This window comes from Psychrobacillus soli (assembly GCF_006861775.1).
GTDB classification, from domain to species: Bacteria; Bacillota; Bacilli; order Bacillales_A; family Planococcaceae; genus Psychrobacillus; species Psychrobacillus soli.
Window position 1 is genome coordinate 67345 of sequence record NZ_VDGG01000012.1, and the last position, 26424, is coordinate 93768.

General features: G+C 35.0%; 29 protein-coding genes and 1 other annotated feature. Of the genes, 21 read left to right on the plus strand and 8 right to left on the minus strand.

Going from position 1 to position 26424, the window contains the following annotated elements:
• The first annotated feature begins 97 nt into the window (after positions 1–97).
• The 3 genes from FG383_RS07335 to FG383_RS07345 all read left to right on the plus strand — a co-directional run bounded on the left by FG383_RS07335 (position 98) and on the right by FG383_RS07345 (position 1959).
• Positions 98–682 (plus strand): LysE family transporter, encoded by a 585-nt coding sequence (locus FG383_RS07335; protein ID WP_142606442.1) that lies wholly within the window; start codon positions 98–100, stop codon positions 680–682.
• 193 nt (positions 683–875) lie between these two features.
• Positions 876–1079, plus strand: a complete 204-nt coding sequence (locus FG383_RS07340) for a hypothetical protein (RefSeq protein ID WP_142606444.1) — start codon at positions 876–878, stop codon at positions 1077–1079.
• 235 nt (positions 1080–1314) lie between these two features.
• Complete coding sequence (locus FG383_RS07345) at positions 1315–1959, plus strand: FMN-dependent NADH-azoreductase (RefSeq protein WP_142606446.1); 645 nt, start codon at positions 1315–1317, stop codon at positions 1957–1959.
• Between the two features lie 117 nt (positions 1960–2076).
• On the opposite strand, the gene FG383_RS07350 is transcribed toward FG383_RS07345, so the two are convergent.
• From FG383_RS07350 to FG383_RS07360, 3 genes are all read right to left on the minus strand, one after another.
• Complete coding sequence (locus tag FG383_RS07350; RefSeq protein WP_142606448.1) at positions 2077–2937, minus strand: SAM hydrolase/SAM-dependent halogenase family protein; 861 nt, start codon at positions 2935–2937, stop codon at positions 2077–2079.
• Between the two features lie 82 nt (positions 2938–3019).
• Positions 3020–3296 (minus strand) — a binding site (T-box leader).
• A 109-nt stretch (positions 3297–3405) separates the two neighbouring features.
• Positions 3406–4629: an NO-inducible flavohemoprotein gene (gene hmpA / locus FG383_RS07355; RefSeq protein ID WP_142606449.1), complete on the minus strand. Its 1224-nt coding sequence runs from the start codon at positions 4627–4629 to the stop codon at positions 3406–3408.
• 137 nt (positions 4630–4766) lie between these two features.
• Positions 4767–5795, minus strand: coding sequence for a PTS sugar transporter subunit IIC (locus FG383_RS07360; protein ID WP_142606451.1), 1029 nt, complete (start codon positions 5793–5795; stop codon positions 4767–4769).
• A 487-nt stretch (positions 5796–6282) separates the two neighbouring features.
• Here FG383_RS07360 and FG383_RS07365 point away from each other — a divergent pair, with 487 nt between their 5' ends.
• The 5 genes from FG383_RS07365 (at position 6283) to FG383_RS07385 (ending at position 10094) form a co-directional block, all read left to right on the plus strand.
• Positions 6283–6891, plus strand: a complete 609-nt coding sequence (locus FG383_RS07365) for a kinase (protein WP_142606453.1) — start codon at positions 6283–6285, stop codon at positions 6889–6891.
• A 195-nt stretch (positions 6892–7086) separates the two neighbouring features.
• Positions 7087–7290 (plus strand): hypothetical protein, encoded by a 204-nt coding sequence (locus tag FG383_RS07370; protein ID WP_142606455.1) that lies wholly within the window; start codon positions 7087–7089, stop codon positions 7288–7290.
• A 70-nt stretch (positions 7291–7360) separates the two neighbouring features.
• Positions 7361–7552 carry a histidinol-phosphatase gene (locus FG383_RS07375; protein WP_142606457.1) on the plus strand — a complete coding sequence of 64 codons (192 nt, stop codon included), beginning with the start codon at positions 7361–7363 and terminating at the stop codon, positions 7550–7552.
• Positions 7553–7662: 110 nt separating this feature from the next.
• Positions 7663–9114, plus strand: coding sequence for a hypothetical protein (locus FG383_RS07380; protein ID WP_142606459.1), 1452 nt, complete (start codon positions 7663–7665; stop codon positions 9112–9114).
• A gap of 89 nt (positions 9115–9203) precedes the next feature.
• Positions 9204–10094 (plus strand): DMT family transporter, encoded by an 891-nt coding sequence (locus FG383_RS07385; protein ID WP_142606461.1) that lies wholly within the window; start codon positions 9204–9206, stop codon positions 10092–10094.
• A gap of 94 nt (positions 10095–10188) precedes the next feature.
• On the opposite strand, the gene FG383_RS07390 is transcribed toward FG383_RS07385, so the two are convergent.
• The 4 genes from FG383_RS07390 to FG383_RS07405 all read right to left on the minus strand — a co-directional run bounded on the left by FG383_RS07390 (position 10189) and on the right by FG383_RS07405 (position 12803).
• Positions 10189–11097 carry a coiled-coil domain-containing protein gene (locus FG383_RS07390; protein ID WP_142606463.1) on the minus strand — a complete coding sequence of 303 codons (909 nt, stop codon included), beginning with the start codon at positions 11095–11097 and terminating at the stop codon, positions 10189–10191.
• 41 nt (positions 11098–11138) lie between these two features.
• Positions 11139–11453: a hypothetical protein gene (locus FG383_RS07395; protein ID WP_142606465.1), complete on the minus strand. Its 315-nt coding sequence runs from the start codon at positions 11451–11453 to the stop codon at positions 11139–11141.
• The gene (locus FG383_RS07400) at positions 11450–12022 is read right to left on the minus strand and encodes a hypothetical protein (RefSeq protein WP_246096898.1); all 573 of its coding nucleotides are present in this window, start codon (positions 12020–12022) and stop codon (positions 11450–11452) included. Before FG383_RS07400 ends, FG383_RS07395 begins: the two co-directional genes overlap by 4 nt.
• A 91-nt stretch (positions 12023–12113) precedes the next feature.
• On the minus strand, positions 12114–12803 hold the full coding sequence (locus FG383_RS07405) for a BMQ_0737 family morphogenetic spore coat protein (protein ID WP_142606467.1): 690 nt from the start codon (positions 12801–12803) through the stop codon (positions 12114–12116).
• Positions 12804–13114: 311 nt separating this feature from the next.
• On the opposite strand from FG383_RS07405, the gene FG383_RS07410 reads away from it, so the two are divergent.
• A complete protein-coding gene (locus tag FG383_RS07410; protein ID WP_142606469.1) occupies positions 13115–14215 on the plus strand; it encodes a hypothetical protein in 1101 nt (366 codons plus the stop codon).
• A 7-nt stretch (positions 14216–14222) separates the two neighbouring features.
• Positions 14223–14627: a M67 family metallopeptidase gene (locus FG383_RS07415; RefSeq protein WP_246096902.1), complete on the plus strand. Its 405-nt coding sequence runs from the start codon at positions 14223–14225 to the stop codon at positions 14625–14627.
• Between the two features lie 290 nt (positions 14628–14917).
• Here the strand turns inward: FG383_RS07415 and FG383_RS07420 are convergent, their stop codons facing one another.
• Complete coding sequence (locus FG383_RS07420; protein WP_142606473.1) at positions 14918–15910, minus strand: ABC transporter substrate-binding protein; 993 nt, start codon at positions 15908–15910, stop codon at positions 14918–14920.
• A gap of 191 nt (positions 15911–16101) precedes the next feature.
• Between FG383_RS07420 and FG383_RS07425 the strand changes: the two genes are divergently transcribed.
• The 11 genes from FG383_RS07425 (at position 16102) to FG383_RS07475 (ending at position 25990) form a co-directional block, all read left to right on the plus strand.
• On the plus strand, positions 16102–17106 hold the full coding sequence (locus FG383_RS07425) for a FecCD family ABC transporter permease (RefSeq protein WP_142606475.1): 1005 nt from the start codon (positions 16102–16104) through the stop codon (positions 17104–17106).
• Positions 17103–18158 (plus strand): FecCD family ABC transporter permease, encoded by a 1056-nt coding sequence (locus tag FG383_RS07430; RefSeq protein ID WP_142606477.1) that lies wholly within the window; start codon positions 17103–17105, stop codon positions 18156–18158. Before FG383_RS07425 ends, FG383_RS07430 begins: the two co-directional genes overlap by 4 nt.
• Positions 18159–18196: 38 nt before the next feature.
• Positions 18197–19009 (plus strand): ABC transporter ATP-binding protein, encoded by an 813-nt coding sequence (locus FG383_RS07435; protein ID WP_142606479.1) that lies wholly within the window; start codon positions 18197–18199, stop codon positions 19007–19009.
• Entirely contained in the window at positions 19010–19726 is a 717-nt protein-coding gene (locus tag FG383_RS07440) for an IucA/IucC family C-terminal-domain containing protein (protein WP_142606480.1), read from the plus strand. It begins immediately after the preceding gene.
• A gap of 129 nt (positions 19727–19855) precedes the next feature.
• The gene (locus tag FG383_RS07445) at positions 19856–20404 is read left to right on the plus strand and encodes a tubby C-terminal domain-like protein (protein ID WP_142606482.1); all 549 of its coding nucleotides are present in this window, start codon (positions 19856–19858) and stop codon (positions 20402–20404) included.
• Positions 20405–20494: 90 nt separating this feature from the next.
• Complete coding sequence (locus tag FG383_RS07450; RefSeq protein WP_142606484.1) at positions 20495–21400, plus strand: polyprenyl synthetase family protein; 906 nt, start codon at positions 20495–20497, stop codon at positions 21398–21400.
• A gap of 10 nt (positions 21401–21410) precedes the next feature.
• Positions 21411–21569: a competence pheromone ComX gene (gene comX, locus FG383_RS07455; RefSeq protein WP_142606486.1), complete on the plus strand. Its 159-nt coding sequence runs from the start codon at positions 21411–21413 to the stop codon at positions 21567–21569.
• Between the two features lie 32 nt (positions 21570–21601).
• A complete protein-coding gene (locus tag FG383_RS07460; RefSeq protein WP_142606488.1) occupies positions 21602–23920 on the plus strand; it encodes a sensor histidine kinase in 2319 nt (772 codons plus the stop codon).
• Positions 23917–24573, plus strand: a complete 657-nt coding sequence (locus tag FG383_RS07465; protein ID WP_142606490.1) for a response regulator — start codon at positions 23917–23919, stop codon at positions 24571–24573. The genes FG383_RS07460 and FG383_RS07465 overlap by 4 nt, the downstream gene beginning before the upstream one ends.
• A 102-nt stretch (positions 24574–24675) precedes the next feature.
• On the plus strand, positions 24676–25554 hold the full coding sequence (locus FG383_RS07470) for a DMT family transporter (protein WP_142606492.1): 879 nt from the start codon (positions 24676–24678) through the stop codon (positions 25552–25554).
• A gap of 55 nt (positions 25555–25609) precedes the next feature.
• Complete coding sequence (locus FG383_RS07475) at positions 25610–25990, plus strand: hypothetical protein (protein WP_142606494.1); 381 nt, start codon at positions 25610–25612, stop codon at positions 25988–25990.
• The last annotated feature ends 434 nt before the right edge of the window (positions 25991–26424 follow it).

A 26424-nucleotide genomic window follows, 5' to 3' on the forward strand; every position in this document is an offset into this window, starting at 1 on the left:
GTTGCACTATATAACGTCTATAATGTACAATAAAGCGTAAAACGTTATATTGATCATATGGGACATTATAACATACGCGAGAGAAAGGGGTTCTTATATGTCGTTATTTTCACTGCTGTTATATGCTTTTGTTTCTAGTTTTACCCCAGGTCCAAATAATATTATGGCCATGTTATTTGCGAACAAGTATGGGTTTAAGAAAACATTTAGATTTTGCTTGGGGGTAGGTGTAGGCTTTTTTGTCATATTAATTCTAAGTGCTTATTTTAATCTGCTGCTTCATAGTGTAATTCCTAAAATAGAATTTTTAATGAAGCTTATAGGTGCAGCTTATATGTTGTATCTCGCGATAAAAATTGTTACTAGTAAAAATAATGGTAACGACACAGATGGAGGCAATAACAACAGTTTTTATGTAGGAGTGGTTTTGCAATTTATAAATCCAAAGGCAATATTATATGGTATAACCGCCATGTCAACTTTTGTTCTGCCATATAATAGTTCTCATTTTAGCTTACTTTTTTATTCATTATTGCTAGCCGCTATATCCATCCTGTCAACTAGTAGTTGGAGTATGTTTGGTTCCATTTTTAAAGAGTTTATTTCAAAGTATAAAAGTCAGTTTAATGTAGTGATGGCTTTGCTATTAGTTTATAGTGCTATTACTATTCTTATAGGATAAATCATCCACCTTTTTTAAAGGGTGGCTATTTGTTATTAGATCAGCAAAGGAATACTCTTAGGTTTTCTATTTGACCTTGTATCATTTAATATGATAATAATTGATTGGTCAATCAAATAAAAAAATAATCGCCGTATACCGATGAATTAGTAAGTCTTATACAAAATCAACTATGTAATGAAAGGAGAAAATATTGAAATTTTTAGAACAAGTATTTAATTGGATTTTTATAATTGGTGTGGTGTTACTAATAGGACGGATTGTTACGATGGTTTTTAGATTTTTAGATACACCGTTTATTACTTTTTTTACAGACTATAGTGGCATTTCGTTCATTATTTTAATAGTAGGTGTAATCGGAACGGAAGTGATGAAGCGTAATAAAAAAGCTGTTTAACTTAGGAGAAATCCTTGTTAAACAGCTTTTTTGATACATGCTTATTTGTGTTTTTATTACGGGTAATGCATGGATCAATTCGAGTTTGTACTATCAAATAGACACTTTTATCTATCAAAAAAGTCTTTAAGTCAAATTACTAGATTTCGAACTATTTATTGTGCTAGAATATTTTCTTGTGAGCCAGATGTATTGGTATCAATAGAAATTAAAACAACTTTGGAGGAACTAAGAAATGAATATACTAGTAGTAAAAGCAAATAACCGTCCAGCGACGGAAGCTATATCAAGCAAAATGTATGAAACTTTCATGGAAACAGTAAAAGACGCGAAAGATTTGAATGTAACAACTTTTGACGTGTTTGCAGAAGATATGCCATACTTTGGACAAGATTTGTTCAATGCATTTGGAAAAACACAAAACGGGGAAGAGTTATCTGATTTAGAGCAACGCCTACTAGCTGCTAAACAAAAAGCGATGGATGCTCTAACAGCTGCTGATGTAGTTGTTTTCGCTTTCCCATTATGGAACTTAACAATTCCAGCAAAATTACAAACATTCGTAGATTATACGTATCAAGCAGGATACGCATTTAAATACAGCCCAGAAGGCCAATTAATTAGCTTGATGCCGGAGAAAAAAGCAATTCTATTAAGTGCACGTGGAGGAATTTACTCTACACCTGAGTCGGCACCAATGGAAATGGCAGCTACTTATATGCGTAATGTATTTGGCGGTGTATTCGGAATGTCTATAGAAGAAGTAATCATCGAAGGACATAATGCAATGCCAGATAAAGCAGAACAAATCGTTGCAGAAGGACTTGAAAGAGTAACTGCGATTGCAAAATCGTTAACTACAGAAGCTGTTAACGCTTAATAAATAATTAATCCCTCTTTGTTCATGAAGCCAAAGAGGGATTTTTTATAGATAGAAATAAGTTGATTTTATTACGAGGAAAAGCAAAGTCAGCGGGATAACTGCAAAAATTACACATTAATTAACTACAGCTGGAGATGTTTTTCGAATGATCACCTCCCAGTTCATCCCAGTACCAACACCATAAGTTTCTGCAAAAGATTGTTGGTTGATGGCGATAGCAATATTATCTAAAGAATTTACATATAAAAGGGGTTCTCCGACATTAGTAGCTGCAAACGAGCGACCGTATAACAGTGCATTTTCATAAATTGTATGCCCATTTGTCGATATGGACACTTGGAATGACTCTCCGTAAACTGCGTCCAATTGTTTAAACTGTGTTCGGCTTATATTTGTCCAAAGGTTTCCAAATGGACGATCGATAATATCGACAATGCCAGCAAGTTCTTCATTTTCAAACGTTGAGTCTTTTAACGGAAATTCTATAATGGATGATAAAGGAAGAGATGGTCCAACGTCTTCGAATGGAATAAAGCCTGAAGCAAGACGAGCCCCCGTATAAGCATAAATATCACGACCGTGGAAAGTATGTGATTCACCAGAGTTTGGAAGTCTATTTACCGTTTCATCAATTTCACGTACTTCTTTAATACCGATAAATTTATTCACATGAGTTAATGTTCCATTATCTGGTGTTACGATATATTGTCCCTTCACTGTTTGGGCTACAACACTTTTTCGATCAGAACCTACTCCTGGATCCACAATGGATACAAACACTGTTTGCTCGGGCCAGTAATTAATCGTTTGTAATAATCGATAAGATGCTTCCCAAATATTATACTGTGGTATTTGATGAGTTAAGTCGAAAATAGGCAAGCCGCGTTGTACAGAGTTTGCAACCCCGTGCATTGCGCTTACAGCACCATCACTAATTCCAAAATCTGATTGTAAAACTAATAATCCTTCTGTCACGTTACACACTCTCCTATTGTATTATTTGTTTAAAGTTGTGAATGAAGATAAAAAAATCCCGTCCTCATCAATCGTATAGATTGAAAAGGACGAGATTACTACTCGTGTTACCACCTTTATTCGTCACTTATTCACATAAGCGACCTCATCAAGTACAGAATCCTATCAATATAGATTCTAGACTGTGGTATTGATAACGGGTACCAAATCCCGCTTACATCTCAAGCGCAAATCATTTGCGTGTTCAATGTAGAGCTCAGAGGCCATTGTTCAAACGAGGTATTTCTGCTTCTTTTCAGCTACCGAAGCTCTCTTGTAAAAAATCCTACCATTTTACTTTTTCTCTTCATCGCTTTTACTTATTATTTTGAATTTACACTCAATTCAGGGGATTGTCAAGCGTTTTTCGTTTGTTAACTATACAGTATATTAATGATTGTATTTAACAGTAGTAAGGGAAAGGGCTTACTATTTCTGACCACCCAAAATGGCAATCGGATTAAATACTTCGAAATGAATATGATCTTCTGCTACACCCCATTCATTCAAAGTTCTATTAACTGCCTCCAAGAAGGGAATAGGTCCACAAAAATAGAAGTGCGCGTCTTTCGATGGGATATTCGTTTGTAAAAAGTCCAAATCAACAAATCCTTGTTTGTCGAAGTCAGCGGCATGGAGATCCTCTTTTGTTGGCGTATTATAAAGAACGAGTGATTTCACGTTCGAATGATTTTTCGCTAATTGTTTTACATGTTCTTTAAAAGCATGTGTCTTATGATTATCGGTGGCATGGATAAATGTGACTTCCCTTTGTGCTTGATTTTCTACAATGGAATTTAGCATACTAACTAAAGGTGTAATTCCAATTCCACCACTAATAAGGACAACCTGGGCATCCACCTTTTCGAGAAAAAAGTCACCTGCTGGAGCAGAGAACTGAAGCGTATCCCCAACATCTATTTGATTTGCCAAGAAGTTAGAGACGATTCCTGCTGGCGCATTGTTATGGGCATCCTCCCGTTTAACGCTAATGCGGTAGTAATCCTTGCCGGGTGAATCCGAAAGACTATAATGTCGAATATGATTATATTTCTCGCCAGGTATTTCTGCCTTTAACGTTAAGTATTGCCCTGCCTCGTAAGTAGGGATAGGTTTACCATCTTGTGGCTTTAAATAGTAAGAATAAACGGTATCGCTTTCTACTTCTTTTCGATCAATAACAAAACGACGGAATCCTTCCCATCCGCCAGATTGATGTTCTACTTGATCATACAAGTTCTTTTCTATGTCAATAAAGGCATCTGCAATATAACCATATGCTTTTCCCCAAGCATCGATAATTTCATCTGTCGCAGCATCACCGAGGACAGCCTTTACCGCTTCCAGTAATGTTTCACCTACAACTGGATATTGCTCCGGTACAACTCCAATCGCCCGGTGCTTCTCTGTAACTCTTTGTATAACAGGTTTTATTGCTTCTAAATTAGTAATATGTTCACCCGCTGCATAAACAGCAAAACCTAGCGCTTCTTGTTGAATCCCTCTTTTTTGATTGGTTTGATTGAATAGGTTGTACAGATCTGGAGCTTTAGAAAATAATAACTCATAAAATTTCTTTCCGATTGCATTACTATGTTCTTTTAGAACAGGTGCCGTCGATTGAACGATTTCGATTGTTTTAGCATCTAACAATTGATAGTTCCCCCTCAAACTGTATATTACATAACAAAAATAGCATTCCCTAAAAAGAAGTAAACAAACATAATAAATACATGAAAAAAGACACAAGATTCCAATTGGATGCGGAACCTTGTGTCAAAAATGAAAGACTATTGTATTTCCATACGCAAATCCCCTGTTTTAGCTAATCCTCTAGCTTTAAGCAAATGATAAACAGTAAGAGAAATGATTGCTGGTAAAATGACACCTAATACAATATACATTAGTAGAACAATTACACCTTGGTTCGCAAGAATATTTAAAGGTGCAATAAAAGAGTTAAGACCAAGTCCTGCTAATGTATAAGGAACTTCAAAGTGAAACATTAATATCGCGATTGGCGCACAAATGACAGAAGATAGAAATGGTCCTATGACAAGAAGTGGGTTTTTAACGATATTTGGAACTTGTACTTTTGGCGTTAAAAATGATTGGGCAATATTTGCACCTAAATCATTTTGTTTGAAAGACATCGCGGTCCATCCAGCAAACTGAGCGGTACACCCGATAAGTGCAGCTGCACTCGAAACTGGATCAAGCTGCAAAGCAATTGCAATAGCTGCAGAAGATGCAGGAGACATAAGGAAAATACTCCAAACAAGTCCGATAACGATTGATCCCATAAGAGGAGAACCTGAAACAGAATTTGCAATGAAACTACTTAATTGTTCTAAAAGTGGGGTAGTAACCGCTGCTAATCCAACACCTGCTACTCCCCCCACTAATATAGCGGCAAATGGGATAGCGAGCATATCTAACTTTGTCTTACCAGCAATGCGTTTTCCGACCCACACTGCAATAACGGTAGCTACTACAGCACTAATCGGTTGTCCTGTAGTTAAAATCCATGCACCTTCTGCATTCATATGAAGGGCATTTGCACCAATCGTACTAGATGCCATTGCACTGAATATAACTAATGTATTTCCACCTAGTTGATAAGCGATTCCAGCACCAATTGCGGGTGCTAGCATTAGCTGCGCTGCCTTGCCGATTGTTGTAAATCCTTCCCAACCAGTAAAAGTTCCGAACGTTTCAATAAGAAGGCCAATACCTAATGTTACAAGTACTGCATTTGCAAGTCCTTGCGAGGCCTTATACATCCGTTCGATTATATATTGTTTTGTCGTCTGTTTCATTTCGAAATACCTCCTAGTATACTGCATTAAATATATTGCGAATTTTTAAAAAATAAAAAGCCCTCCGATAGGATGAGCATGTAACGACTAAAGTTTGATCCCAGTTTGTCTGAATAATGCACGATACTAGATACGCTTGTTATATATTCCCTTCTACTAGTAAATTGTTATAATATTAATATAATTATTTCAAGTAGTCAATACCTATTTTAGAATAAGACTAATAAGTAAAAAAGCCGGAGAATTTATGAAATATTCGGCTTTTTTGTTGTTGAAGGAAATATACAGCTAGTGACGAATTTATATACATAGAATGATCGAAGCGATGTATAAAACATTAATGCATCTAAAATAGTGAGGTGAAAATAGATCAATATTGAAAAAATAAAATTAGAAATAATGAAACTCAATGAATGCATTTATTTTGATAACAATGAATACCTTACAAAGAGCAATTGATTTTACAAAACTACAAGGGGGGACTTGAATGGATCTATCTATGATCAAACAATTAGCAAAGACTGACCGACCTACTATTATTGGCATTGATGGATTAAGTGGAGCAGGCAAAACCACGATAACGAAGAATATTACAAAAGAGCTTACTTCAGAAGGTCATAAGATAGTAGTCATCCATATCGATGATCTAATTGAAGAGCGGGCGAAAAGATATAACACGGGTCGTCCAGAGTGGCGTGAATACTACTGGCTGCAATGGGATGTGAAAGGAATAAAAGAAACACTTTTTGAAGCAGTTCATCAAAAGTTAAATGTTCTGCATTTAAAGTTTTACAATAAAGAAAATGATCAGTGCTATTTGAAATGCATAAATATAGAAAAATGCACGATCATTTTAATAGAAGGAATCTTTCTTCAGAGAAAAGAATGGAGATCGCTTTTTGATTATTTGATTTACTTGGATTGTCCAAAGAATGTTCGAAGCGAGAGAGTTTTACAAAGAGATGCGTACATAGGGGATATGAATGAACGATTAAAAAAATATGAGAGAAGATATTGGATGGGAGAGGATTACTATTTTAAAGAAGTAAATCCTATTCAAAAGGCGGATATTGTAATAAAAAGCGAAATTAGTTGAAAAAGTGTTTTTAGATTTATTAAACAAATTTTTGAGTAAAATTATAATCAAATATGAAATATGGAGCAACAGGTTCATTTACAATCCAAGATTGTGTATGAACTTGATGCTTTTTGTCGCAACTTTCGAAAGGCTGAAATGTATGACTATCTTTGTATAGGTTAATCTAAAAAACGAAGAGGAGATGACGCTAGTATGGAAAACAATCAAAAAAAGTATACGGTCGTCGGAACAGACATTGAAGAAGTAAAAAGACAAAATGCGAATTCTGGTATGACCTATAACGAACTAAAAGAGTGGTTTGCTAACCAAGCGAAAGATAAAGAGCCACATGTACAAACAGAGTTCGGAGAAGAAACAGATATAACAACATTTCCTAACAAAAACGAAAAAATATAATCTTTACAATTGACTGAGTATAATCCACATTGTTCTGACCATTCTAATATGGTCAAGGAGGTGAACAGCCATGGGAAACAATAATAACCGCAATAACAATCAAAAAAACCAAAACAATCCAAACAATGAGGTCGAGTTCGGTGAGGATTTTAACTTTGAAAATTTAAACAATCCACAACGTAACGAAAAAAATAAAAACGACAACCAAAATAACCGTAATAGCAATCGTAACAACCAAAACAATCAAAATAATATTAAATAATTTAAAATACAGTCCTTCCTAAATAAATATTAGGAAGGACTGTATTTCAGTTTAGAGTCTGATCCTTGGTGGTATAAAGAACTATCTATAGGAATATGGAGGTCATCTATATGGAGGGAATGGAAGGTATTCAACACTTAGATATAACAGATGCTTTCATGAATTATTTATTCCCTTTTTCTTTTCGTGAGAAGGAACGTTCAAAACTAATGGAACGCTTGAGAAATCAGCATTTTACTTTTTTCAAATTAGACAAATATGAGCTTCAAGACCTTTATTACGGGGAAGGCATTCAAATAAACCATGAAGAATTAGATCAGTTTTTTTTACCTTTTGTTGAAGATAAATTATTTCCACACTCTGTGAACGAAAGGGGTTTTCTTCGGTATTCAAAAAAAATAAAGAAATCTTTTACTTTAAAAGGGAAAACAAATGAATTCGACTTTATCATAAATAGTGTGGATATCATATTATGTCCTTTTGGTATTGGACTTATAACGGTTCGAACAGAAATGACTAAAGAGCAAGAAAGCTTAACGAATGTGTTAGACTTTATGAGTCATTTTCGCGTATTAGAGCCTAAACTGGAAGAAGAAAAAGGAACAAATATTCATCAGCAACATAAAACATTCACAACAACAAGTCAACTTATTTTAGATTATTTATGCCCTTTTTTAAAACCGTTTATAGTACAAAATAGAAAGATGGAAGGGTATTATGGAAGCTTACCGTTTTTTGAAGATGAGCGTATGCTTTCATCCGCTTTTTTAATAGCAGCTGGAGGTCAAGCTATCACGAATGATCAATTATTTCGAATGGGGCAATTGGATGGGAAAGATTCAGAGGGAAAGGAATTTATATCCAGTACTAATCCAGCCTATATTAAACGCTATTTAGAGAAGCGGGTACATGACAGATGGGCACCAAATACATATACGATTACTTCTGTGCATACACAAACGACTATTTCTATAAAAAGTAAAGAGATATTAAAGAAAGATATAGCCAAGTTTATGAGTATTCATTATTATAATTTATTGCTCCATTTTTACTATAAAATTATGTTATTGAGGCTGTCTTTTGAATATAGTGAGATGAGTTGGGCTAAAGACAAACAGTACGTGGAAGAGTTAATCGAACTTATATCTAAATTTGATTCGCGTTACTATTTTGAAGAAGTATCGGTTCGTTCGGAAGGAAAAGAGTTTACAAATATGTTGCGTGAAGTATTTTATTTAAAGCCACTTTTTGGAGAAGTAAAACGAACAGTAGATGATTTATATCGTGCGCAAGAAAAACAAACAGGTAAACGTCATAATATGCTGTTGTTTATTTTAACTGTATACACGGTCGTATCTGGAATTTATGGGATGAATTTAGTAATAGAGGACTGGAAAGAAGACTTTAATTGGTCTAACGTGTTCAACTATACCTTTTTTGAGTGGATTACCCTCGTTACTGCATTGTCAGGAATAGCATTATCTACAACTCTGCTTGTATCGACAAGTGGAAAAGGGATTTGGAATAAATATAGAAAATGGAGGCGGGATCATTTTAAGTAACTTCTATTTACTATTTCTGCCCATATACAGTATATTTATATGAGTATAAGACTTATATAAATAACGGACATTAAAGGGCGGGTAAAGAAGTGAACGAAGGAAATACATCGAAGTCTATTGTGTTACCCTTAATCATTTCCATTGTTGCGATTTCGTTTGCCGCAATTTTTGTGAAATGGTCAACGGCACCAGCAACTATTTTAAGTATGTATCGGATGATTTTGGCATGTCTATTATTAGTACCGGTTGTTTGGTTTAAAAGAAATGAGTTTCAAAAGATAGCTAAAAAAGAATGGTATTTACTTTTTTTTGCTGGTTTATTTTTAGCGCTCCATTTTGCACTTTGGTTTGGTTCATTGAAGTTGACGACGGTCGCAAGTTCGACGATTATCCTAGCATTGCAACCAATTGTTGCATTGATAGGGGGAGCATTTTTATATAAAGAAAGAACAACAACTGCCGCTTTGACAACGATGGGAATTGCTGTTGTAGGAGCTGTAATGGTCGGTTGGGGTGATTTCGGATTAAGTAAAAATGCAATTATTGGAGACATTCTTTCCTTTTTAAGTGTTATTGCCGTTGTCGGATACTTATTAATCGGACAAAATGCAGTGAAAAAAGTGTCTCACTGGATTTATAGTTTTTGTGTTTTTGGGTTCGCAGCGATTGCATTAATTGTCTATAACTTAGTAACAAATGTAGCAATGGGTGGATATGATGCGAAAGAATGGGGTATTTTTGTTTTACTTGCAATCGTACCAACGATTTCTCATGTGATTAATAATTGGTTGTTAAACTACGTAAATGCTACTACCATTTCCATGAGTATTCTAGGTGAGCCAGTTGGGGCAACGATACTTGCAGCTATCTTCTTAGGTGAACGTCTTGTTGGATGGCAAATTGTAGGTGGACTGCTAGTTTTGCTTGGTGTTTTCTTATTTTTAACACAGCAAATGAATCGTTACAAGAAAGTAAAATAATTTATTTTAGGGAACGGAAAAGGACTGCTCTCAATGGACATTGATAAATGTCTTTTGAGAGCAGTCCTCTTTTAATGCTTTGTTTTTTGGAGTATTAGAGACGAGGATTTGTTCTGTTGTCAATTTCTATAGCAAGCTGATTTAATTTTTGTTCTAAATCATTAATAATGATTAACTTGGCATCCAATTTTTCTTCGAAATCTAAAGATTTTCCTAATACTTCCTTTATTTGATGTTCTAATTGTACAAATGTTTCAGGGGTTGTAGTAGAAATACTTGTGGAAGAAAGTGAGTCATCATCTGTAACAGCTTGAATAATGGTTTTTTGGTTCAACTCTTTTTCATTTTGTTCTTTTACATTCAATAGTTCCTGTTGGAGCTCTTCTATAGTTATATCTTTCTGTTCTATTTCATTTATTAAATGCATTCTTTCTTTTTGGTATTGCGTATAGTCTTTGACGGTTGTATCTAATTTTTCTATTTGGGAGTATACTTGTTTATTTGCTTCTTCAACGAGATGAACAAGGTTATACTCTAGCTGCTCAATGGTCGGTTTATATTCCGCGATCTTTTGATGAAGAGAAGAGACTTGCTTGTCATATTTTTGCGTCCTATATTTATCGTTATTGAAACCGTCTTTTAATACTTTAATAACTTCCGTCAACTGTTTGTTCATTTGCCGTAAATCAGTGGCGGTTTTCTCCAGATGATTAATAGTAGTAAGTGATGTTTTTCTTTGCATATCATATAAATTTATACGATCCTTATAATCCTGCGTCTGTTTTTCCATTTCTACCTGTAATTTGTTCAACGCATCAGACAGTGCGTCTTTTTCGTTCGATAATTGAAAAATTTCTTGCTCTAGTTTTTCTATTAATACATAATCAGGCGTATCATCATATTTTTTAAGGCGATCGGTAGATTTAGCTAGTTCTGCTTTTAAGTAAATAATCGTTTGTTGAAGTTGTTTCGTATCATAACTTTGGATATCTTCACTATTCATGTCAGTACCTCCCATCACAAATGTTCCATAAGGAAGAAAAATTATAACTTTTCTTTTAATAGAGTGATCACTTCTTCAAATTCCTGTTGGTTATCTGCAGTGATACGGTCCAGTTCCTCCAAAATTTTCACTTGAGAAAGTCCACTGTTATCGTCCGCCACTTCTCCATTCTTTCGGTTAGTTTGGTTTATTAACAGATAAGCAATGAGCATATTCAATGTATTGCTTTCTAAAAAGATAAAACTATTGTCATTTTCTTTTTTTTCTTCTTTTAGCTCGTCCAGCTGTTCCTCCATTAATCGACGTATTAAATTCTTTAATAATATTTCTTGTTCATTTTCATTTGGGTTTCTCATTTTTCATCCCCCTGTTTAAGGATAGTTCCGTTCAAACTGATGGGATTAACCGCAGCGATTCCTTCTTCTATTTGGTCACTATATGTAAACCCCATAATACTGCCTCCATAAGATTTTTCAGAAGACCAAGTAATCTGGAAATTGGAAAACGAAAGGATTTCATTAGGTTCAATGGATGATTTACCTAAAGGTTTCAGCCAATATTCCTCTTTATTCGTTTTTTCATTTATGCGTTGCCATCCTCCAGGACCCTTTAATGATTGTTTAAAATCTTCATAAACGTACTTCCCGGAAAAAGAAAAAGGTGATTCTTTCGAAATTTTGATACATAGATACGGATTTGTAATCGACTTATTTCCTATATTCTTTACATGGTAAGACCCAAGGCATAAGCTTTCCTGTGTAGGATCATGGGATATATCCAATGAATAAGTAAAATAGCTTATTATATCCGATTGGCCAGGATTATTAAGCTCAACTACTAACTTTTTTATTTCATCTAAGTATGCTTTCGTTTCATGTTGTAGCTTTGCCATTTTTGCTTCTACATCAATCGTATCGTATTCCACTACTTTGCACCCCTTTTATAAAAAAATGAAGAGAGAAATATCCTCTCTTCATAATATGTTTGGTGCCTATCCATTATCACCATCGTCAACATTAAGGAAAAACAACTGGGCATTGTAGAGGACGAACTGGTGCAGGGCATTCAGTTGGTAAATCATCTCTTGGTTCACAGAACTCAGCTAAGAATTCTACCGTTACAGGGAATGTTGATTGGATGCTTTGGCAAGTTACTACGGAGATGGTTAGGGAATCAAATTCGATTGGGATTATTCCAGTTGCTGGAACTGTAACTGGATCATCACTAATATTAAAAGTACATACAAAACAGTCTAAATCTGTGTACGTAATTTCAACATCTGTTCCTTCAGGGGCACACATAGTGACAGTTTCACAACGAGAAATCCTTAGAGCTGGATTATCATTATATCCTGTTTGGCTAGTCAATACCGTTCCGTTTGCTAAAATCACGCAAATTGTAACAATAAAATTTTTACGAATATGAAGCTGTTGAAGTGTAACAGGGGTTCCATCAATGACAAATGGTCGATCATCCCGATCTAATATTTCAACCGGTCTTCTTGGGTGCGGAGTAACTTCACATTTAACTTTTGCACGTGTTAAATCAACCTCTGCACCTTCTGGTAATCCCGGAACAGCATTAAAGGTAATTGTGCTACCCGATAGTGTTACATCAAACGATTTTTCTTTCACAATCCAATCATATACCTTATCGACGTTTATACAAATTAGTTCTTGACCACCACTTAAATTTTTTGCTTGCATATTTGCGAAAACCTCCATTATTTTTTTGCTTACACAAGTATCATATGGAGTTAGTGCTCAAGCGTATAGGTAAAGTGCTTATGAGGGCATTATTTAAATTGATTGTTTTAGTGATTTATTGGTAAATGTATTTACATCTTAACCCTAGTGCTTGTACTTCTGCATACATCCCATCACTGAAGCAATTATTCCTGGGGAGTGGTATGGCCAGATTTGTAGCCCAAAACGGCTTTACGCCCAACCGTTAAAATTTGTCACGCAATGTAAACATCATTAATAGTATAGTCATATACCGCAAAGGGGTGAAAATAATGGAAGATTCTAAGCTATACTCCACTCAAGACATCGAAAACCTAAAACAGAAAATCGCCATTTATAGAGACACTTTAAATTCATTAAAAGCTGGAAATTCAGTAGAAGTTAAAGATGAAATAGAAAACATGCAAAAAGAGGAGTATGGGGAACGAGTGAAAAATATTACAGTTCAGATTGAATCTATTAATCAAACTGTAGAGGTGTTGAGTCAAGATATTTCAGTAATTATGGATTTATTAAAATCGGAAGACGTGAACGACCTTATTGAAAGTATAAACACGCTAGTCGATTTACACGATTCGATCAATATCTCCAATGAAAACGAGGAGAACGAGATTGAAAAAGAAATTAATCATACCGGGACATTAACTTCTCCGATTCCAACAGCGACTCTTCCACTATCTTACAAACAATTTAAGGATTTTTTCAATAATGCAAACGATATTCAAGAAATTACGGCTAGTCCAGACCCTGTAGTAAGCATAGATTTGGGGGACAATCAATCTAATGGTAGAAGAAGTTTCCCATCTATAGGCGTTAATACTACTCAGGTAAGTAATAGTCAGTTTAGAAATTTTCATACAAAACCAACGAACACTTTAAATAGAGTTGTAATGAAACAAGCAATTCCATTAAAAGTAAAAATAAATCCTTCTATTTCATTTTCATTGACACCAAATGATATCCGACTTGAAGAAAATCCAGCCGTTGGAGAATCTTCTAATATAGTGCGGAACGAGGCGATAGTGGAGGAGACAGAAGATACAGTTGAGATGAAAGTAGCAGATGCGGGTGAAGTGATAGTAGAAGACGCAGTCGAGATGGAGATAGAAGATACAGTTGAGATGAAAGTAGCAGATGCACCTGAAGTGAAAATAGAAGATATAGTTGAAATGAAAGTAGAAGATGTAGTTGAGATTATAGTAGAAGATACAGACGAGATGAAAGTAGCAGATGCGGTTGAAGTAATAGAAGATGATACAGGTGAGATCGTAAATGAAATAGTGGATGAATCAATTGTAAACGAACAACCAGAAAATAAAACAAAAAATAGAGACTTTTTATCATTCTTTAACTTCTTCTTAAAGAAAAATTAAAGTGAAAATGAACCAAGTGATTATTTCTGAGTTTCTTATAAAAGAAGTGATAGACCATGCACGTAACCAACTACCGTATGAATCGTGTGGGCTGCTTGCCGGTACTGATGGGAAAGTAAATTCATTTTGGGTATTAGAAAATGAACTGAAATCGGATAGGCGTTTTTTTGTCTCCAAGACAGAAGTGGCAAAAACGCTTGAGCAAATTGCAGAGCGAAAAGAAAATGTGATAGCTATCTATCACTCCCACCCTACTACTGCAGCGATACCTTCTAGTTATGATATGATAAACCACCCAGATTCTACTATTAAAATGCTAATTGTCTCTTTTAAGTCAGAACCTCCCGAAGCAAAATGCTACCACATTTTACACCGAACGTATTTAGAATGTCCTTTTTTAATAGAAACATAATATTAGCCCTACCTTTATTTGCTAGTTTTAATATACTACACCATAGCAATGGAGGTGAATTACATTGAAAAAGAATAAGGCAAGTATTCAATATATTAAAAAAGCCTCTACGAACACCACCCAAACCCCTACCCCTACTGTAATAAACACTTTAGCAGATGGAAAAAAAGTAGTGAAAAACACTAAGCGTGGAGGGTGTTGTGGAAGATAGAATGTACATCTACTAAATATAAGTTGAAAAAGGCATCATTCCCTTAAAAAATCGAGGGAATGATGCCTTTTATAAGCAATTATTTATTTTCAAAAATAGCTTCAATATCATCTAACATTAAGTTAGCAGCTAAAACTCCACCTGCTGTGTTCCAAATAGCGTCACTAACCTCGTGAACATTTCCGCTCTTCACTGCATTTAAATTATTCCAAAGTGGATCATTTGTCCATTCTTTTGCTGTGTCAAGGGCAGCTTGATCACCTTGTGGTGCATATGTGAAGTAGAATAGAACATCTCCGTCCATTTTAGGAATTACTTCTTTCCCTACTTCTATTGCCAGGTTGCCTAGTTTGGTATCCGCTTCGAATAACTCAGCTTGCGGTGCGGTACGATGGAATCCTAATTTATCGAAAATAACTCCGGAGAAGGAATCCGTATAGTAAATACGTGATTTTCCTGCCATGAAACGAACAATGGATATTTCTTGGTTGACTTTATCGCCAAGGCTTTGTTTTACTTTTTCTACATGTGCATCAAATTGACTTAATACTTCAGTTCCTTGTTCTTCAAGGTTCAAAGCTTTTGCATATAATGTGAAGTTATCTTCCCAGTCGCCTCTTAACGTCTCAGAAAAAACGGTTGGAGCAATAGCGCTTAATTGATCATAGACAGCTTCTTGACGTATTTTCGTACCAATGATTAAATCTGGTTTTAGAGCTGCAATTTTCTCTAGGTTTACTTCTGATTCAGTTCCGACAACTTCTACATCTTTCATTTTATCTGAAATATGCTCATACCATGGATCACCTAGCCAAGATTGTACAGCTCCTACAGGTGTTACTCCTAATGCAAGAAGTGCTTCCGTTCCCTCATTAGAAAGGATTACTACTTTTTCAGGTGTTTTATCAATAGTAGTCGACCCCATTGCGTGTTCAATAGTATAGCTTGTGTCTTCTGTTTGATTTCCAGTATCTTGTTCTGTGTCTGCTTTTTCTTCCGAATTTCCACAAGCAGCTAGTAATAAAATGCTCAGGATTGAAATAAGAGCAAATATGAATTTAAAAGATTTCATCTAAATAGTTCCCCCTAATTATGTTGTTAATGATAATCATTTTCAGTACAAGTTTTATAATAAGACCATCCTATGAACATGTCAATATGTAATTGAAAATGATTTTCAGACTCATTGACAGTGTATTTAACATCGAATAGACTAAAGTGTGTAAAATTCTTTACTAATAAGTTGTTGGAAGGGTTTTTGTTATGTTATTAAAAAATAATGGACAAAGGTTCATTGGATTGTTCATTGCCATTTTTTTATTACTACTATTAATGTGTGCAAGCATTGTTTACGGATATACGGATACAACGTGGGGAATGGTCTTGGATGCTTTTCAAAATAATAACGGTTCAAACGAACATATAATAATTGAAACCGTGAGATTGCCACGGTCATTAATCGCAGCCGCCGTTGGGAGCAGTTTAGCTATTTCTGGAGTTCTTATGCAAACTTTGACGAAAAACCCGCTTGCATCACCTGGAATCTTTGGTGTAAATGCAGGGGCAGGGTTCGCAGTAGTCCTAGCAGTCACTTTATTCTCTGTAGGAAATCTGCAAGCATTTACATGGATATCCTTTTTAGGGGCAACTGTCGCAGCGATCGCTGTATATACAATTGGTTCTACAGGTAGAGAAGGATTAACACCGATGAAATTAACATTAGCTGGTGCAGCAATTTCAGCTATGTTTGCTTCTTTTACACAAGGTTTTCTAGTTATTAATGAGGCGGCCTTCGAGCAAGTTTTGTTTTGGTTAGCGGGATCTGTAGAAGGACGGAAAATGGAGATTTTAACGAATGTCTTACCTTATTTATTGATTGGTTGGCTAGGATCGCTTATCATCTCTTCCAAGATGAACGTTTTATCAATGGGAGAAGATGTTGCAAAAGGATTAGGTTTGAATACAGGATTGTTAAAGATAATGGTCGCTATCATTGTCATACTGTTAGCAGGAGGATCAGTAGCAATTGCCGGTCCGATTGGTTTTATTGGCATTGTTATTCCGCACGTAACAAGATCTATCGTTGGGATTGATCATCGTTGGCTCATACCTTTTGCTGGTATTTTAGGGGGGATTCTATTACTTGCTGCTGATATAATGGCGAGGTATATTATTATGCCACAGGAAGTTCCCGTTGGTGTAATGACTGCTATTATTGGAACTCCATTCTTTATCTACATTGCAAGAAAGGGGTTTAATGCACGATGAGCCAATATAAAAATTTTAGAATGATGAAAGGAAAAGTATCCTTTCTTTTAGATAATAAAGCAACTATTGTATTAATAGTTTTGCTGATAGTAGCAGGAGCTATTTTTGTTTTAAGTACAGGAATGGGTGATATGAAGCTAAGCCCACTAGCTGTTCTAAAGGTGTTTTTTGGTGGAGGAACAGAAATGGAGACACTTGTCGTTCAGTCGTTTCGTTTACCAAGGATTATTGTTGCACTAGTAGTAGGAATGGCACTAGCGGTTGCAGGAGGGATACTCCAAGGAATCATTCGTAACCCCTTAGCATCACCCGATGTTCTAGGGCTTACAGGTGGAGCATCCGTTGCGGTAGTAAGTTTTTTAGCATTTTTTAGTGATCAGAATAATGCTTTGACAGTAAGTATTAAATGGATGCCTTTAGCTGCATTCGCTGGGGCAGGTTTTATTGCAATGCTTGTTTATTTCCTAGCATGGAAAAATGGAGTATCACCGATAAGGATTGTTTTAATTGGTATAGGTATTTCTGCTCTTATGCAAGCTTTAACAACTTTAATGATGATCATGGGTCCTATATATAGAGCGAGTCAGGCTAATATTTGGATTACAGGTACTGTATATGGATCAAGCTGGAGCAATGTAGCAATATTAGTGCCATGGACTATAATTTTTATTCTAATCGCCTTTTTTATGGTAAAGAATATTAATATTTTAGAACTTGGAGATGATATTGCGACTGGTGTAGGGGGCAATATTCAGCGTCACCGTTTTTTATTGTTATTGATTAGTACGGCACTTGTAGGAGGATCAGTAGCGTTTGCAGGTGGTATTGGATTTGTAGGTTTAATGGCTCCTCATATGGCAAGAAGATTAGTTGGTTCTTCGTTTGGAGCATTATTACCCGTGTCTGCATTCATCGGTGCTATATTAGTTATGCTAGCGGATCTAATCGGTAGAACAATGTTTTCTCCTTTAGAAATTCCAGCAGGCGTGTTTACTGCGGGAATAGGAGCACCCTATTTTATTTATTTATTGTTTAAAACGCGTAACGCATAGATGATTCATATAGAAATTTGGGAAAAGGAGTGAATGAAATGAAGACAGCGATTGAGACAAAAAACTTAACCCTTTCGTATGGCGATAGCATTATTATTAATGAATTAGATCTTCAAATTCCTAAAGGTGAAATTACCGTTTTTATTGGTGGGAATGGTTGCGGAAAATCCACACTTCTTCGTTCTATTGCTCGATTATTAAAACCAAAAAATGGAGCGGTTTTGTTAGAAGGAAATGCAATTGCCAAAATGTCTACAAAGGATGTTGCGAAACAAATGTCTATTCTTCCTCAATCGCCTATTGCACCAGAGGGACTTACAGTTCTTCAACTAGTAAAGCAGGGGAGATACCCTTATCAAACATGGTTAAAGCAATGGACAGAAAAAGATGAGGAAGAAGTAACAAAGGCATTGAAAGCTACTGCGATTGAAGATTTAAAAGATCGTCCTGTAGATTCACTATCGGGAGGGCAGCGTCAGAGAGCTTGGATTGCGATGACTTTAGCGCAAGATACAGACGTTATTCTTTTGGATGAGCCTACAACTTATTTGGATATGACGCATCAAATTGAAATTCTCGATTTACTTTTCGAATTAAATGAGAAAGAGCAAAGAACGATTGTAATGGTGTTGCATGATTTAAACTTAGCATGCCGCTATGCGGATAATATTGTTGCGATAAAAGATCGAAAAATATACGCACAAGGGAAACCGGAGCATATTATAAGTTGTCCTTTAGTGAAGAATGTATTTGGAATGGATTGTCAGATAACGGTAGATCCACTATTTGGAACTCCACTATGTATTCCATTTGGAAAAGGGCGATGTATTTTAAAGGAAGTAGTGTTGTAATTGGATTCTAAGCTGGATAAGCTCCGTAAGCTGCGTCTTACAACTGAAAAAATACATTCGCCACTTTCTATAGGAATTAGTGAAATTGTAGATGACCAATCAATAAGTAATTACTTAGATATCCTTAGTACTCATATAGGGGCTTCAAATGCTAAAGTTGCAGCATCATTATTTGTGAAGCGTTATTCATTTTTAACAGTTATTTATTTGTATGCAATGACGGCATGGAACGAAAAACTAAATATCTCTTATGAAAATGTATCGCTACAATCGGATGAAAGTGACAAACTTTGGTTGCCAAATTTCTACTTTCATCAATTAGAGTCGGAAACTTTACAAGCTGATAGAGACGAGTGGCGTGCAAATTGTATAGAATTACTATTTAAAGAGCATATTTCCCCAATACTAAATCTCCTTTCAAAAACAACGAAAGTGTCTAAACTAATTCTATGGGAAAATATAGCGGTTTACATATCCTGGTTGTATGAAACAGTATTAACGGACGAACCAATAGAGATAGTTGATCGTTCAAAGGAAGATTTTCAATTTATTATGAATCGAGCTCCTGGCCATTTGTTCGGAGATTATAATACAAACCCATTAAACAGATTTTATCGCGAAGCCCAAGGAAAAGAAGTTAGAAGAAGCACTTGTTGTTATTCGCATTTAACAAATAGCAACAAGTATTGTAAAACTTGTCCTCGTAAATGTAAATGATATTAGCTAAGAAAAACCGGGCATCTTTGGACCGGTTTTTCTTAATCTATGATAGGAAAGAAGAAAGCCGAAAATGTTTAAAAGAACCTCCTTTAGAATTCAATATCTAAAGGAGGTTGTATTTATGTTATGGTTATACAAAAAGGAGAACTTCTTATGCACAAATATACATACACACAGCCGCTTTCTCTCGAAACAACACCCATTACTTTTGTATATAATGAAGAGGGTATAGCAGTCTATAAATTTCAAAGGCATTACTCCAATGGGATAAAAAGATTTGTCGACAAAGCAATGGATTTTCGTTACTTTTTGCGCTATGACATATACAATCTTGAGGATCAGCCCATTTTCACATGCAAGAAAGTTTCAAAAAAAGGCAGAGTATATTATGAAGCTTTCGACTACTTGCAGCAGGAAAAATACATAGTTGCTTATGATAAATGGAAAGAATTAGTACCAGATTTAATGATTACAAATGGAAACTTCCAAATCGACATACTCAAGGAAATAGAAGACTGGTCTCGTTTTATATATAATGACAAAGAAATTGCTAGATGGAAAGCAGATGTAGAGGGTGAGTTTTTTATCCAGTTAGAAATAGAAGAAGATTCACCGATTCAAGATGCCGGATTTTTTATTGGTATATGCCAATGCGTATTGTTTATAGGGGGGTGACTTGACCACCTATTAACCGATATTATATACAATAGAGGTAAGGTTTTTTGGTATATTAGCTAATGTGGGCATTGTGAGGTGTTGCTGGTAATGGAAAGTAATGCGATTACTGCTTCGATGGAAAAAATTATAGTGGAGAATATCCAACAGCAGGATTTAAAAGAATTATTAATAGAGTTTGTTCAAAATGGCTCGAGAAAACATAAACCATTTGGAGAGTTATGCGTTTTTCATTATGAGCATTATGCGACGTCTTTTGACAAAGAAATAGTAGAAGTGGCCGCTGCTATTGAACTATTAGTACTTTCCTTCGATATATTAGACGACCTAGAAGATAAGGATACAGAAAATAAGCCGTGGATGCATAATCCTGTTTTATCGCTGAACGGGTCTACAGCATTGTTATTTTTGGCTATGCAAGCAATTAGAAAAACGCACTTCACCTATAAAGATAAAGCAATAGCTATTATCGAAAGACTAGCATTAAGAGCGATAAGTGGCCAACATAAAGATCTATTAAACGTATGCATGGAAGAGAATGACTATATCCAAATGATCGAAGAAAAATCAGGATCATTAGTATCTCTTGCTTGTTTAGTAGGGTGTGTTATTGCAAACGGCGATGCTCCAAAAGAAGTAAAGAATTATTCCAAGTGGTTAGGAGTGATAGGGCAAATCAATAACGATGTATCTGATTTGAAAGAATGGAATGACAAAAACGATATTCTCCATAAAAAATATTCACTTCCCATTATTTATTTACTAGATGTTGAGAAACATAGCGAGCACATAGTAACTAAATATTATCAGAGTGAGATGAGTAAAGCAGAATTTTTAAAGTATAAGCATGTTATCCAAAGAAAATTGGTAGATACAGATGCTTTAAAATATGCATTAGTTATTAAAACTCTATTTCAAAAAAAAGTGCAGGATCAATTTACTAAAATGGATTTTTCAAATGATCAATTGGAGTTTTTACAAAACTTTATGAAATGAGGATTGAAAAATGTTGAAAATGATTCAATACTTAAATTTAAATCCAGAAATACTTGAGCTTTTGAAAGGGAATAAAGTGAGTTTAGTAGGAATCCATGAGAACGAGGTTGAATCTATTTTAGACGCGTATTCGAAGGATGACACTAAGCCTAAAGTTTATTGGGATTAATAGTTAAATAAAATGAAAAAGATGGATGATAAATGAGACGTTTAGATAAAAAAATAATAATACCAATAATCACAGTACTTCTATTTATGGTGTATGTATCTTATATTACTATGCAGTCACCGCTTGTTGCCATTGGTGTGAAAAATGAAAATAATCAATGGATAGTAAATGAAGTTCACGACAATGGATGGGGATTTAACCAAGACATTGATCTTGGCTATATTTTATTAGAAGTAAACGGCGAGAGTCCGGATAAGAACAAACAGATTATAAAAGAACAAGTGATTAGAACAGCGAGCAGCTTTACTTTTTTAGATAAAAATGGCGAAGAGAAAAACTTTTCCGTTTCATTCAAATCGGAAAAAAAGCAGCTTTTCTCCCATTTATTCTTTCCAATTGCTTATACGCTTTTGACTGTATACGTAGCCATTTATATATATAGAAAACAAAAGGAAGAACCTTCTGCACTCACTTTGATCCAGTTTTTATTATGTATTGCTGTAGCCTATGGTAGCGCAGCAGCTTCAAGTCGAGGAGATATAGTAGGTCGAATAGTTAATGGGATAACTTTCGGAGGATGTCTGATTTTTTATATCCAATTTTTAAATGTTTTTTTGAAACGATTTAATATAACATTTATTAAACCAAAAAATCTACGAGTACTATACAGTCTCCCTGTAATAATATTTGTAGCAAACATTATTACGTTAGTAGTTTCGGAGTGGAAGAGTTATCGTTCTTTAATGGAGCTAGGGATATTTAGTTTCTTGCTAATTCTTATCATCATCCTATTAACTAAAAACTACTCTAAATATAAAAATAAACCTGGCAACCAAGCTGTTAAGTTACTTGTATTTATATTTATTTTAGCTTTTAGTCCGTTTGCATTGTTGTATGCAATTCCTGTTGTACTTTTTTCTAGATATATTATAAATGCCGAAATAGCCGTTATGTTTTTAGTACTTATACCAATTAGTTTTATCTATTTGCAATTAGCGGAAAAGTTATTCGACATTGACTACATATTAGATCGGTTCAAGTATTATATTGTACTAACTTTTCCTTTCTCGTCCATAGTGTGTGGAATAATAGTATTATTTTTAGGGGAAAACATAGCATCCGTTGAAATTATGATGCTTTTTATTGTGCTCTTTGCTGGAAGTATTATCTTTCTGTACGTGAAAGAATGGTTGGATTATAAAAACAGAAAATATATGTTTTCAACTAGAGGCGATTTACAAAAGAATATGTATACTTTTTTTCATAAAACAAAAGATGAAAACAAAGTTCAAGTTGTTGTGGATCGAATCTTAAAAGAGATGGAAAATACGTTGGATGTACAAAGTGCAACTTTTGTAGAGATTCAGCAACAGCAAACGACGAAGGATTGGCAAGTTCACTATACTTCACCGGAAACTTCTATGAATCTTACAGAATTAGAAGAAGTGGAATGGGAGTATGAATCTGTTGGAAAGATTTTCTCTTTTTCTAAAGGTTTTGCTGTAGTCATTGGTAGTGATATTGGCGTTAAAAAAGTTATATTATGTGATGAAAAAAAATCGGGAACGAAATTAAACATTGATGAGAAAACTTGGATTGAAATGATGGCTTACTTTGCAAGTGTAGTAGTGGAAAATATGAAACTAATTGAAGGATTAGTGGAACAAATTGATGCACTTAAATTGCAAGAAACAAATGAAAATCCGATGTGGCTATCGAGATTACTATTTGCACTTTCAGAAAAGGAACGAGCAAGTTTATCAAATGATTTGCATGATTCTATATTACAAGAGCAGTTGCAGTTGCTAAGAGAAATGGATAGTATACGGAAGATGGTTGACGATCAAGCGTTAACAGATAAATTGAACGGGATGAAAGAACAGATGTTAGATAATGTCCATCTTATAAGAGAAACATGTATGGAACTCCGACCACCTTTACTCAATGAGCAAGGATTAAAGGAATCCTTACATCAATTAATCCGTCAAACAAAACTGCGTTGTAACTTTCTACTTCATGTCTCGATTGGTGAGACAATTCATCTGAATAAGGAGAAGGAGCTTATATTTTATCGAGTTGTTCAAGAATTACTCAATAATGCCATGAAGCACTCAAAAGCAAAAGAAGTGCGTATAGACTTACATCAGGTCGATCAGTCAATAACATTAGTGTATGAAGATGACGGTATTGGATTTGATCTAAAGAATGAGGGGGATTCATTTAGTTCGATGGGGTTAGTTGGGATAAAAGAACGAATTAGAAGTATCAATGGATCCTTAGAGATAATTTCATCTAAAGATCAAGGGATGAAAGTCAGAATTGAAGTTGGAATGGAAGGTGATTTGAAGTGATTGAAGTGTTAATTGTTGATGATCATCCTTCTGTTAGCGAAGGCACAAAAGTACTTATTGATCAAGAGAAAGATATGAATGCAACTGTTATGACAAATAGTTTAGAAGTTATCGATCATTTACAACAGGCAACCTATCAAGTGTATTTAATTGATTTGTATATGCCTGATCTAAATGGTTTGGAACTGATGAAATTGATAAGGGAAACAGAGCCAGAATCTATTATTTTGATTTATACAGGGTTTGATATAGACCAACATTATAATTTGTTAATGGAAGCAAATGTTTCAGGGTTTTTAAGTAAAACGGCAACGGGGGAACAAATTATTACAGCCATTCGTTGTGCATTAAGAGAAGAGGTTGTCCTCCCTTTATCGTTACTTCGTCAACTAAGGAGAACGGAAGTACCAACCAGTGTATTGGAAGAAGAGACTCCTTTAGTGAATATTCGTCTAACAGAAAAGGAACAAGCTATTTTAAGAGAGATAGAAAATGGCTATACAAATAAAATAATAGCTAGGAATTTAACAATGAGTCAGCGAACGGTAGAACATCATTTAACGAAAATTTTTTCTAAGCTAGGTGTAGAATCGCGAATGGAAGCTGTCTCAAAAGCAAAAGAACATCAGTTGTTACCGATAGATCGAATGTAGCCTAAAAGATGATTCCGAAACAAAAGGAATCATCTTTTTTTGCAATCATATAAAATAGAGTGATAAATTCACATTAAACAATAGGTGAAAGGGTGACTAGTTATGAATGGAGCGGCCATGTTTAAAATGACATTATCGATGGCGATTTTCGGTTCTATTGGTTTTTTTACAGGAAAAACTGGTATTCCTGCAGTCGAACTAGTTTTTGTTCGATGTATTTGTGCTACGCTTTTTTTAGGTATATGTTGGCTCATCTCTGGACAATACAAAGTAGAAATCTGGAACAAGCGTGAAATCATACAAACGCTCGTCTGCGGTATCTTTTTAGTGTTAAATTGGGTGTTTTTATTTAAAGCGTTTGAAGAAATGTCGATTACAGTTGCTATATCTATTTATAATTTAGCACCTATTTTCGTGTTAATATTAGGAAGTTTGTTTTTAAAGGAAAGGATGACCTTTACATCTTTACTGGCAATTATTATTTGTTTTCTCGGGAGTATATTCATTATCGGCATACAAAACTTTTATTCATTAACACAATTTATTGGTTCTGGTTTTGTGTGGGCATTGTTATCCGCGCTGTGCTATGCGATGACAATGTTACTGGGGAAAGGGATTAATGGACTAAGTGCATACGCAATGACGTTTTTGCAGACAATGATTGGTATTGCACTCTTATTTCCGTTTATGAACTTTGATGTATTTCATGGTTTAAGCGGTTCGAATTGGCTTTACATATTAGGAACCGGCTTGATACATACGGGGTTTGTGTATTATTTATTTTTTGATAGTCTTCGCAAACTATCAACAGTGGTTATATCCGCTTTAGTTTTTGTTGATCCGGTTGTTGCTATTTTACTCGATACAATTATTTTAGATTTCCGTCCATCTATTTTACAATCTATTGGTATTTTGTTCATTTTTGGAGGCATTATTTACACATTGATCAAACCAGATATAAATCCTGAAATGGAAGTTTGAAAATGGACGAGAAAAGGAATAATGACTGTACAGGGTAAATAGAGGAGGACAATGAATGGGAAAGCTGACGCTAAAAGAACAAGTATTACTTGCCTATTATGTGTATAACTTTTTAGAGGAAAATGAACAAACGATGCTGGAATTGGAAAATGTCTTGCAGGATAGTCTACAAGAAAATTATGCAAAAGCGGTGAAAGAGCTAAAGCAGGAAGGCCTAGTTGACAATGCCAAAGAAGACGATAAAGAACGCATCACGAATGAAGGCGTGCTGTATATAGATAATATCCTTCATATTCAATCGGAATCAACAGATGGAAACAAATTAGCGTATGTGAAAGATAATCTTCTGATCTATGAGATAGCATTTTCGGAAGAAAAGTTGAAAGAATTCATTTACAAGCATGTTGCCATTGATCAAAATGCTAACGAATACTAAAAATTCTTTACACGTTTGACTAGGAGCTTATAGTCAAACGTTTTTTTATGTTTTAGTAAATTTAGAAGATCCATTGCATATGGATACCTTTCTCTAAACAGCATAGGTGTGTCACTTTTTATGTTAAGTGCAGTTTAGGGATACTGCGATGTAGTGAGTTGAATAAAGTGTTCGCTGGGATTTTCGCTGCAGTCGAACGCTTTCCGCCGGGTGAGCGATGAGCCATCCCCGCCGCTTAGGCGTCGTAGGGATGTCTCATTTGCTCACAGGGGAACAAAGGCTAAGAGCGCTACATCGTGTGGCAACGCCTTCGTGACCAACATCCTGTTGGCCTCGGCAGGAGTCGTCGCCTACAGCGAAAATCTATGGTAAAGATTAACTTATCAGTATCTAATATGAAAAATAAATGGTTGAACGAGACAATATTCCCTTTG

Excerpts from the sequence above, each read along its gene's own strand:
- FG383_RS07335 (WP_142606442.1), top strand. The coding sequence starts at position 98 with ATGTCGTTATTTTCACTGCTGTTATATGCTTTTGTTTCTAGTTTTACC.
- FG383_RS07345 (WP_142606446.1), top strand. The coding sequence starts at position 1,315 with ATGAATATACTAGTAGTAAAAGCAAATAACCGTCCAGCGACGGAAGCT.
- FG383_RS07360 (WP_142606451.1), bottom strand. The coding sequence starts at position 5,795 with ATGAAACAGACGACAAAACAATATATAATCGAACGGATGTATAAGGCC.
- FG383_RS07365 (WP_142606453.1), top strand. The coding sequence starts at position 6,283 with ATGGATCTATCTATGATCAAACAATTAGCAAAGACTGACCGACCTACT.
- FG383_RS07370 (WP_142606455.1), top strand. The coding sequence starts at position 7,087 with ATGGAAAACAATCAAAAAAAGTATACGGTCGTCGGAACAGACATTGAA.
- FG383_RS07375 (WP_142606457.1), top strand. The coding sequence starts at position 7,361 with ATGGGAAACAATAATAACCGCAATAACAATCAAAAAAACCAAAACAAT.
- FG383_RS07380 (WP_142606459.1), top strand. The coding sequence starts at position 7,663 with ATGGAGGGAATGGAAGGTATTCAACACTTAGATATAACAGATGCTTTC.
- FG383_RS07390 (WP_142606463.1), bottom strand. The coding sequence starts at position 11,097 with ATGAATAGTGAAGATATCCAAAGTTATGATACGAAACAACTTCAACAA.
- FG383_RS07395 (WP_142606465.1), bottom strand. The coding sequence starts at position 11,453 with ATGAGAAACCCAAATGAAAATGAACAAGAAATATTATTAAAGAATTTA.
- FG383_RS07405 (WP_142606467.1), bottom strand. The coding sequence starts at position 12,803 with ATGCAAGCAAAAAATTTAAGTGGTGGTCAAGAACTAATTTGTATAAAC.
- FG383_RS07410 (WP_142606469.1), top strand. The coding sequence starts at position 13,115 with ATGGAAGATTCTAAGCTATACTCCACTCAAGACATCGAAAACCTAAAA.
- FG383_RS07415 (WP_246096902.1), top strand. The coding sequence starts at position 14,223 with ATGAACCAAGTGATTATTTCTGAGTTTCTTATAAAAGAAGTGATAGAC.
- FG383_RS07420 (WP_142606473.1), bottom strand. The coding sequence starts at position 15,910 with ATGAAATCTTTTAAATTCATATTTGCTCTTATTTCAATCCTGAGCATT.
- FG383_RS07425 (WP_142606475.1), top strand. The coding sequence starts at position 16,102 with ATGTTATTAAAAAATAATGGACAAAGGTTCATTGGATTGTTCATTGCC.
- FG383_RS07430 (WP_142606477.1), top strand. The coding sequence starts at position 17,103 with ATGAGCCAATATAAAAATTTTAGAATGATGAAAGGAAAAGTATCCTTT.
- FG383_RS07435 (WP_142606479.1), top strand. The coding sequence starts at position 18,197 with ATGAAGACAGCGATTGAGACAAAAAACTTAACCCTTTCGTATGGCGAT.
- FG383_RS07445 (WP_142606482.1), top strand. The coding sequence starts at position 19,856 with ATGGTTATACAAAAAGGAGAACTTCTTATGCACAAATATACATACACA.
- FG383_RS07450 (WP_142606484.1), top strand. The coding sequence starts at position 20,495 with ATGGAAAGTAATGCGATTACTGCTTCGATGGAAAAAATTATAGTGGAG.
- comX (WP_142606486.1), top strand. The coding sequence starts at position 21,411 with ATGTTGAAAATGATTCAATACTTAAATTTAAATCCAGAAATACTTGAG.
- FG383_RS07460 (WP_142606488.1), top strand. The coding sequence starts at position 21,602 with ATGAGACGTTTAGATAAAAAAATAATAATACCAATAATCACAGTACTT.
- FG383_RS07470 (WP_142606492.1), top strand. The coding sequence starts at position 24,676 with ATGAATGGAGCGGCCATGTTTAAAATGACATTATCGATGGCGATTTTC.
- FG383_RS07475 (WP_142606494.1), top strand. The coding sequence starts at position 25,610 with ATGGGAAAGCTGACGCTAAAAGAACAAGTATTACTTGCCTATTATGTG.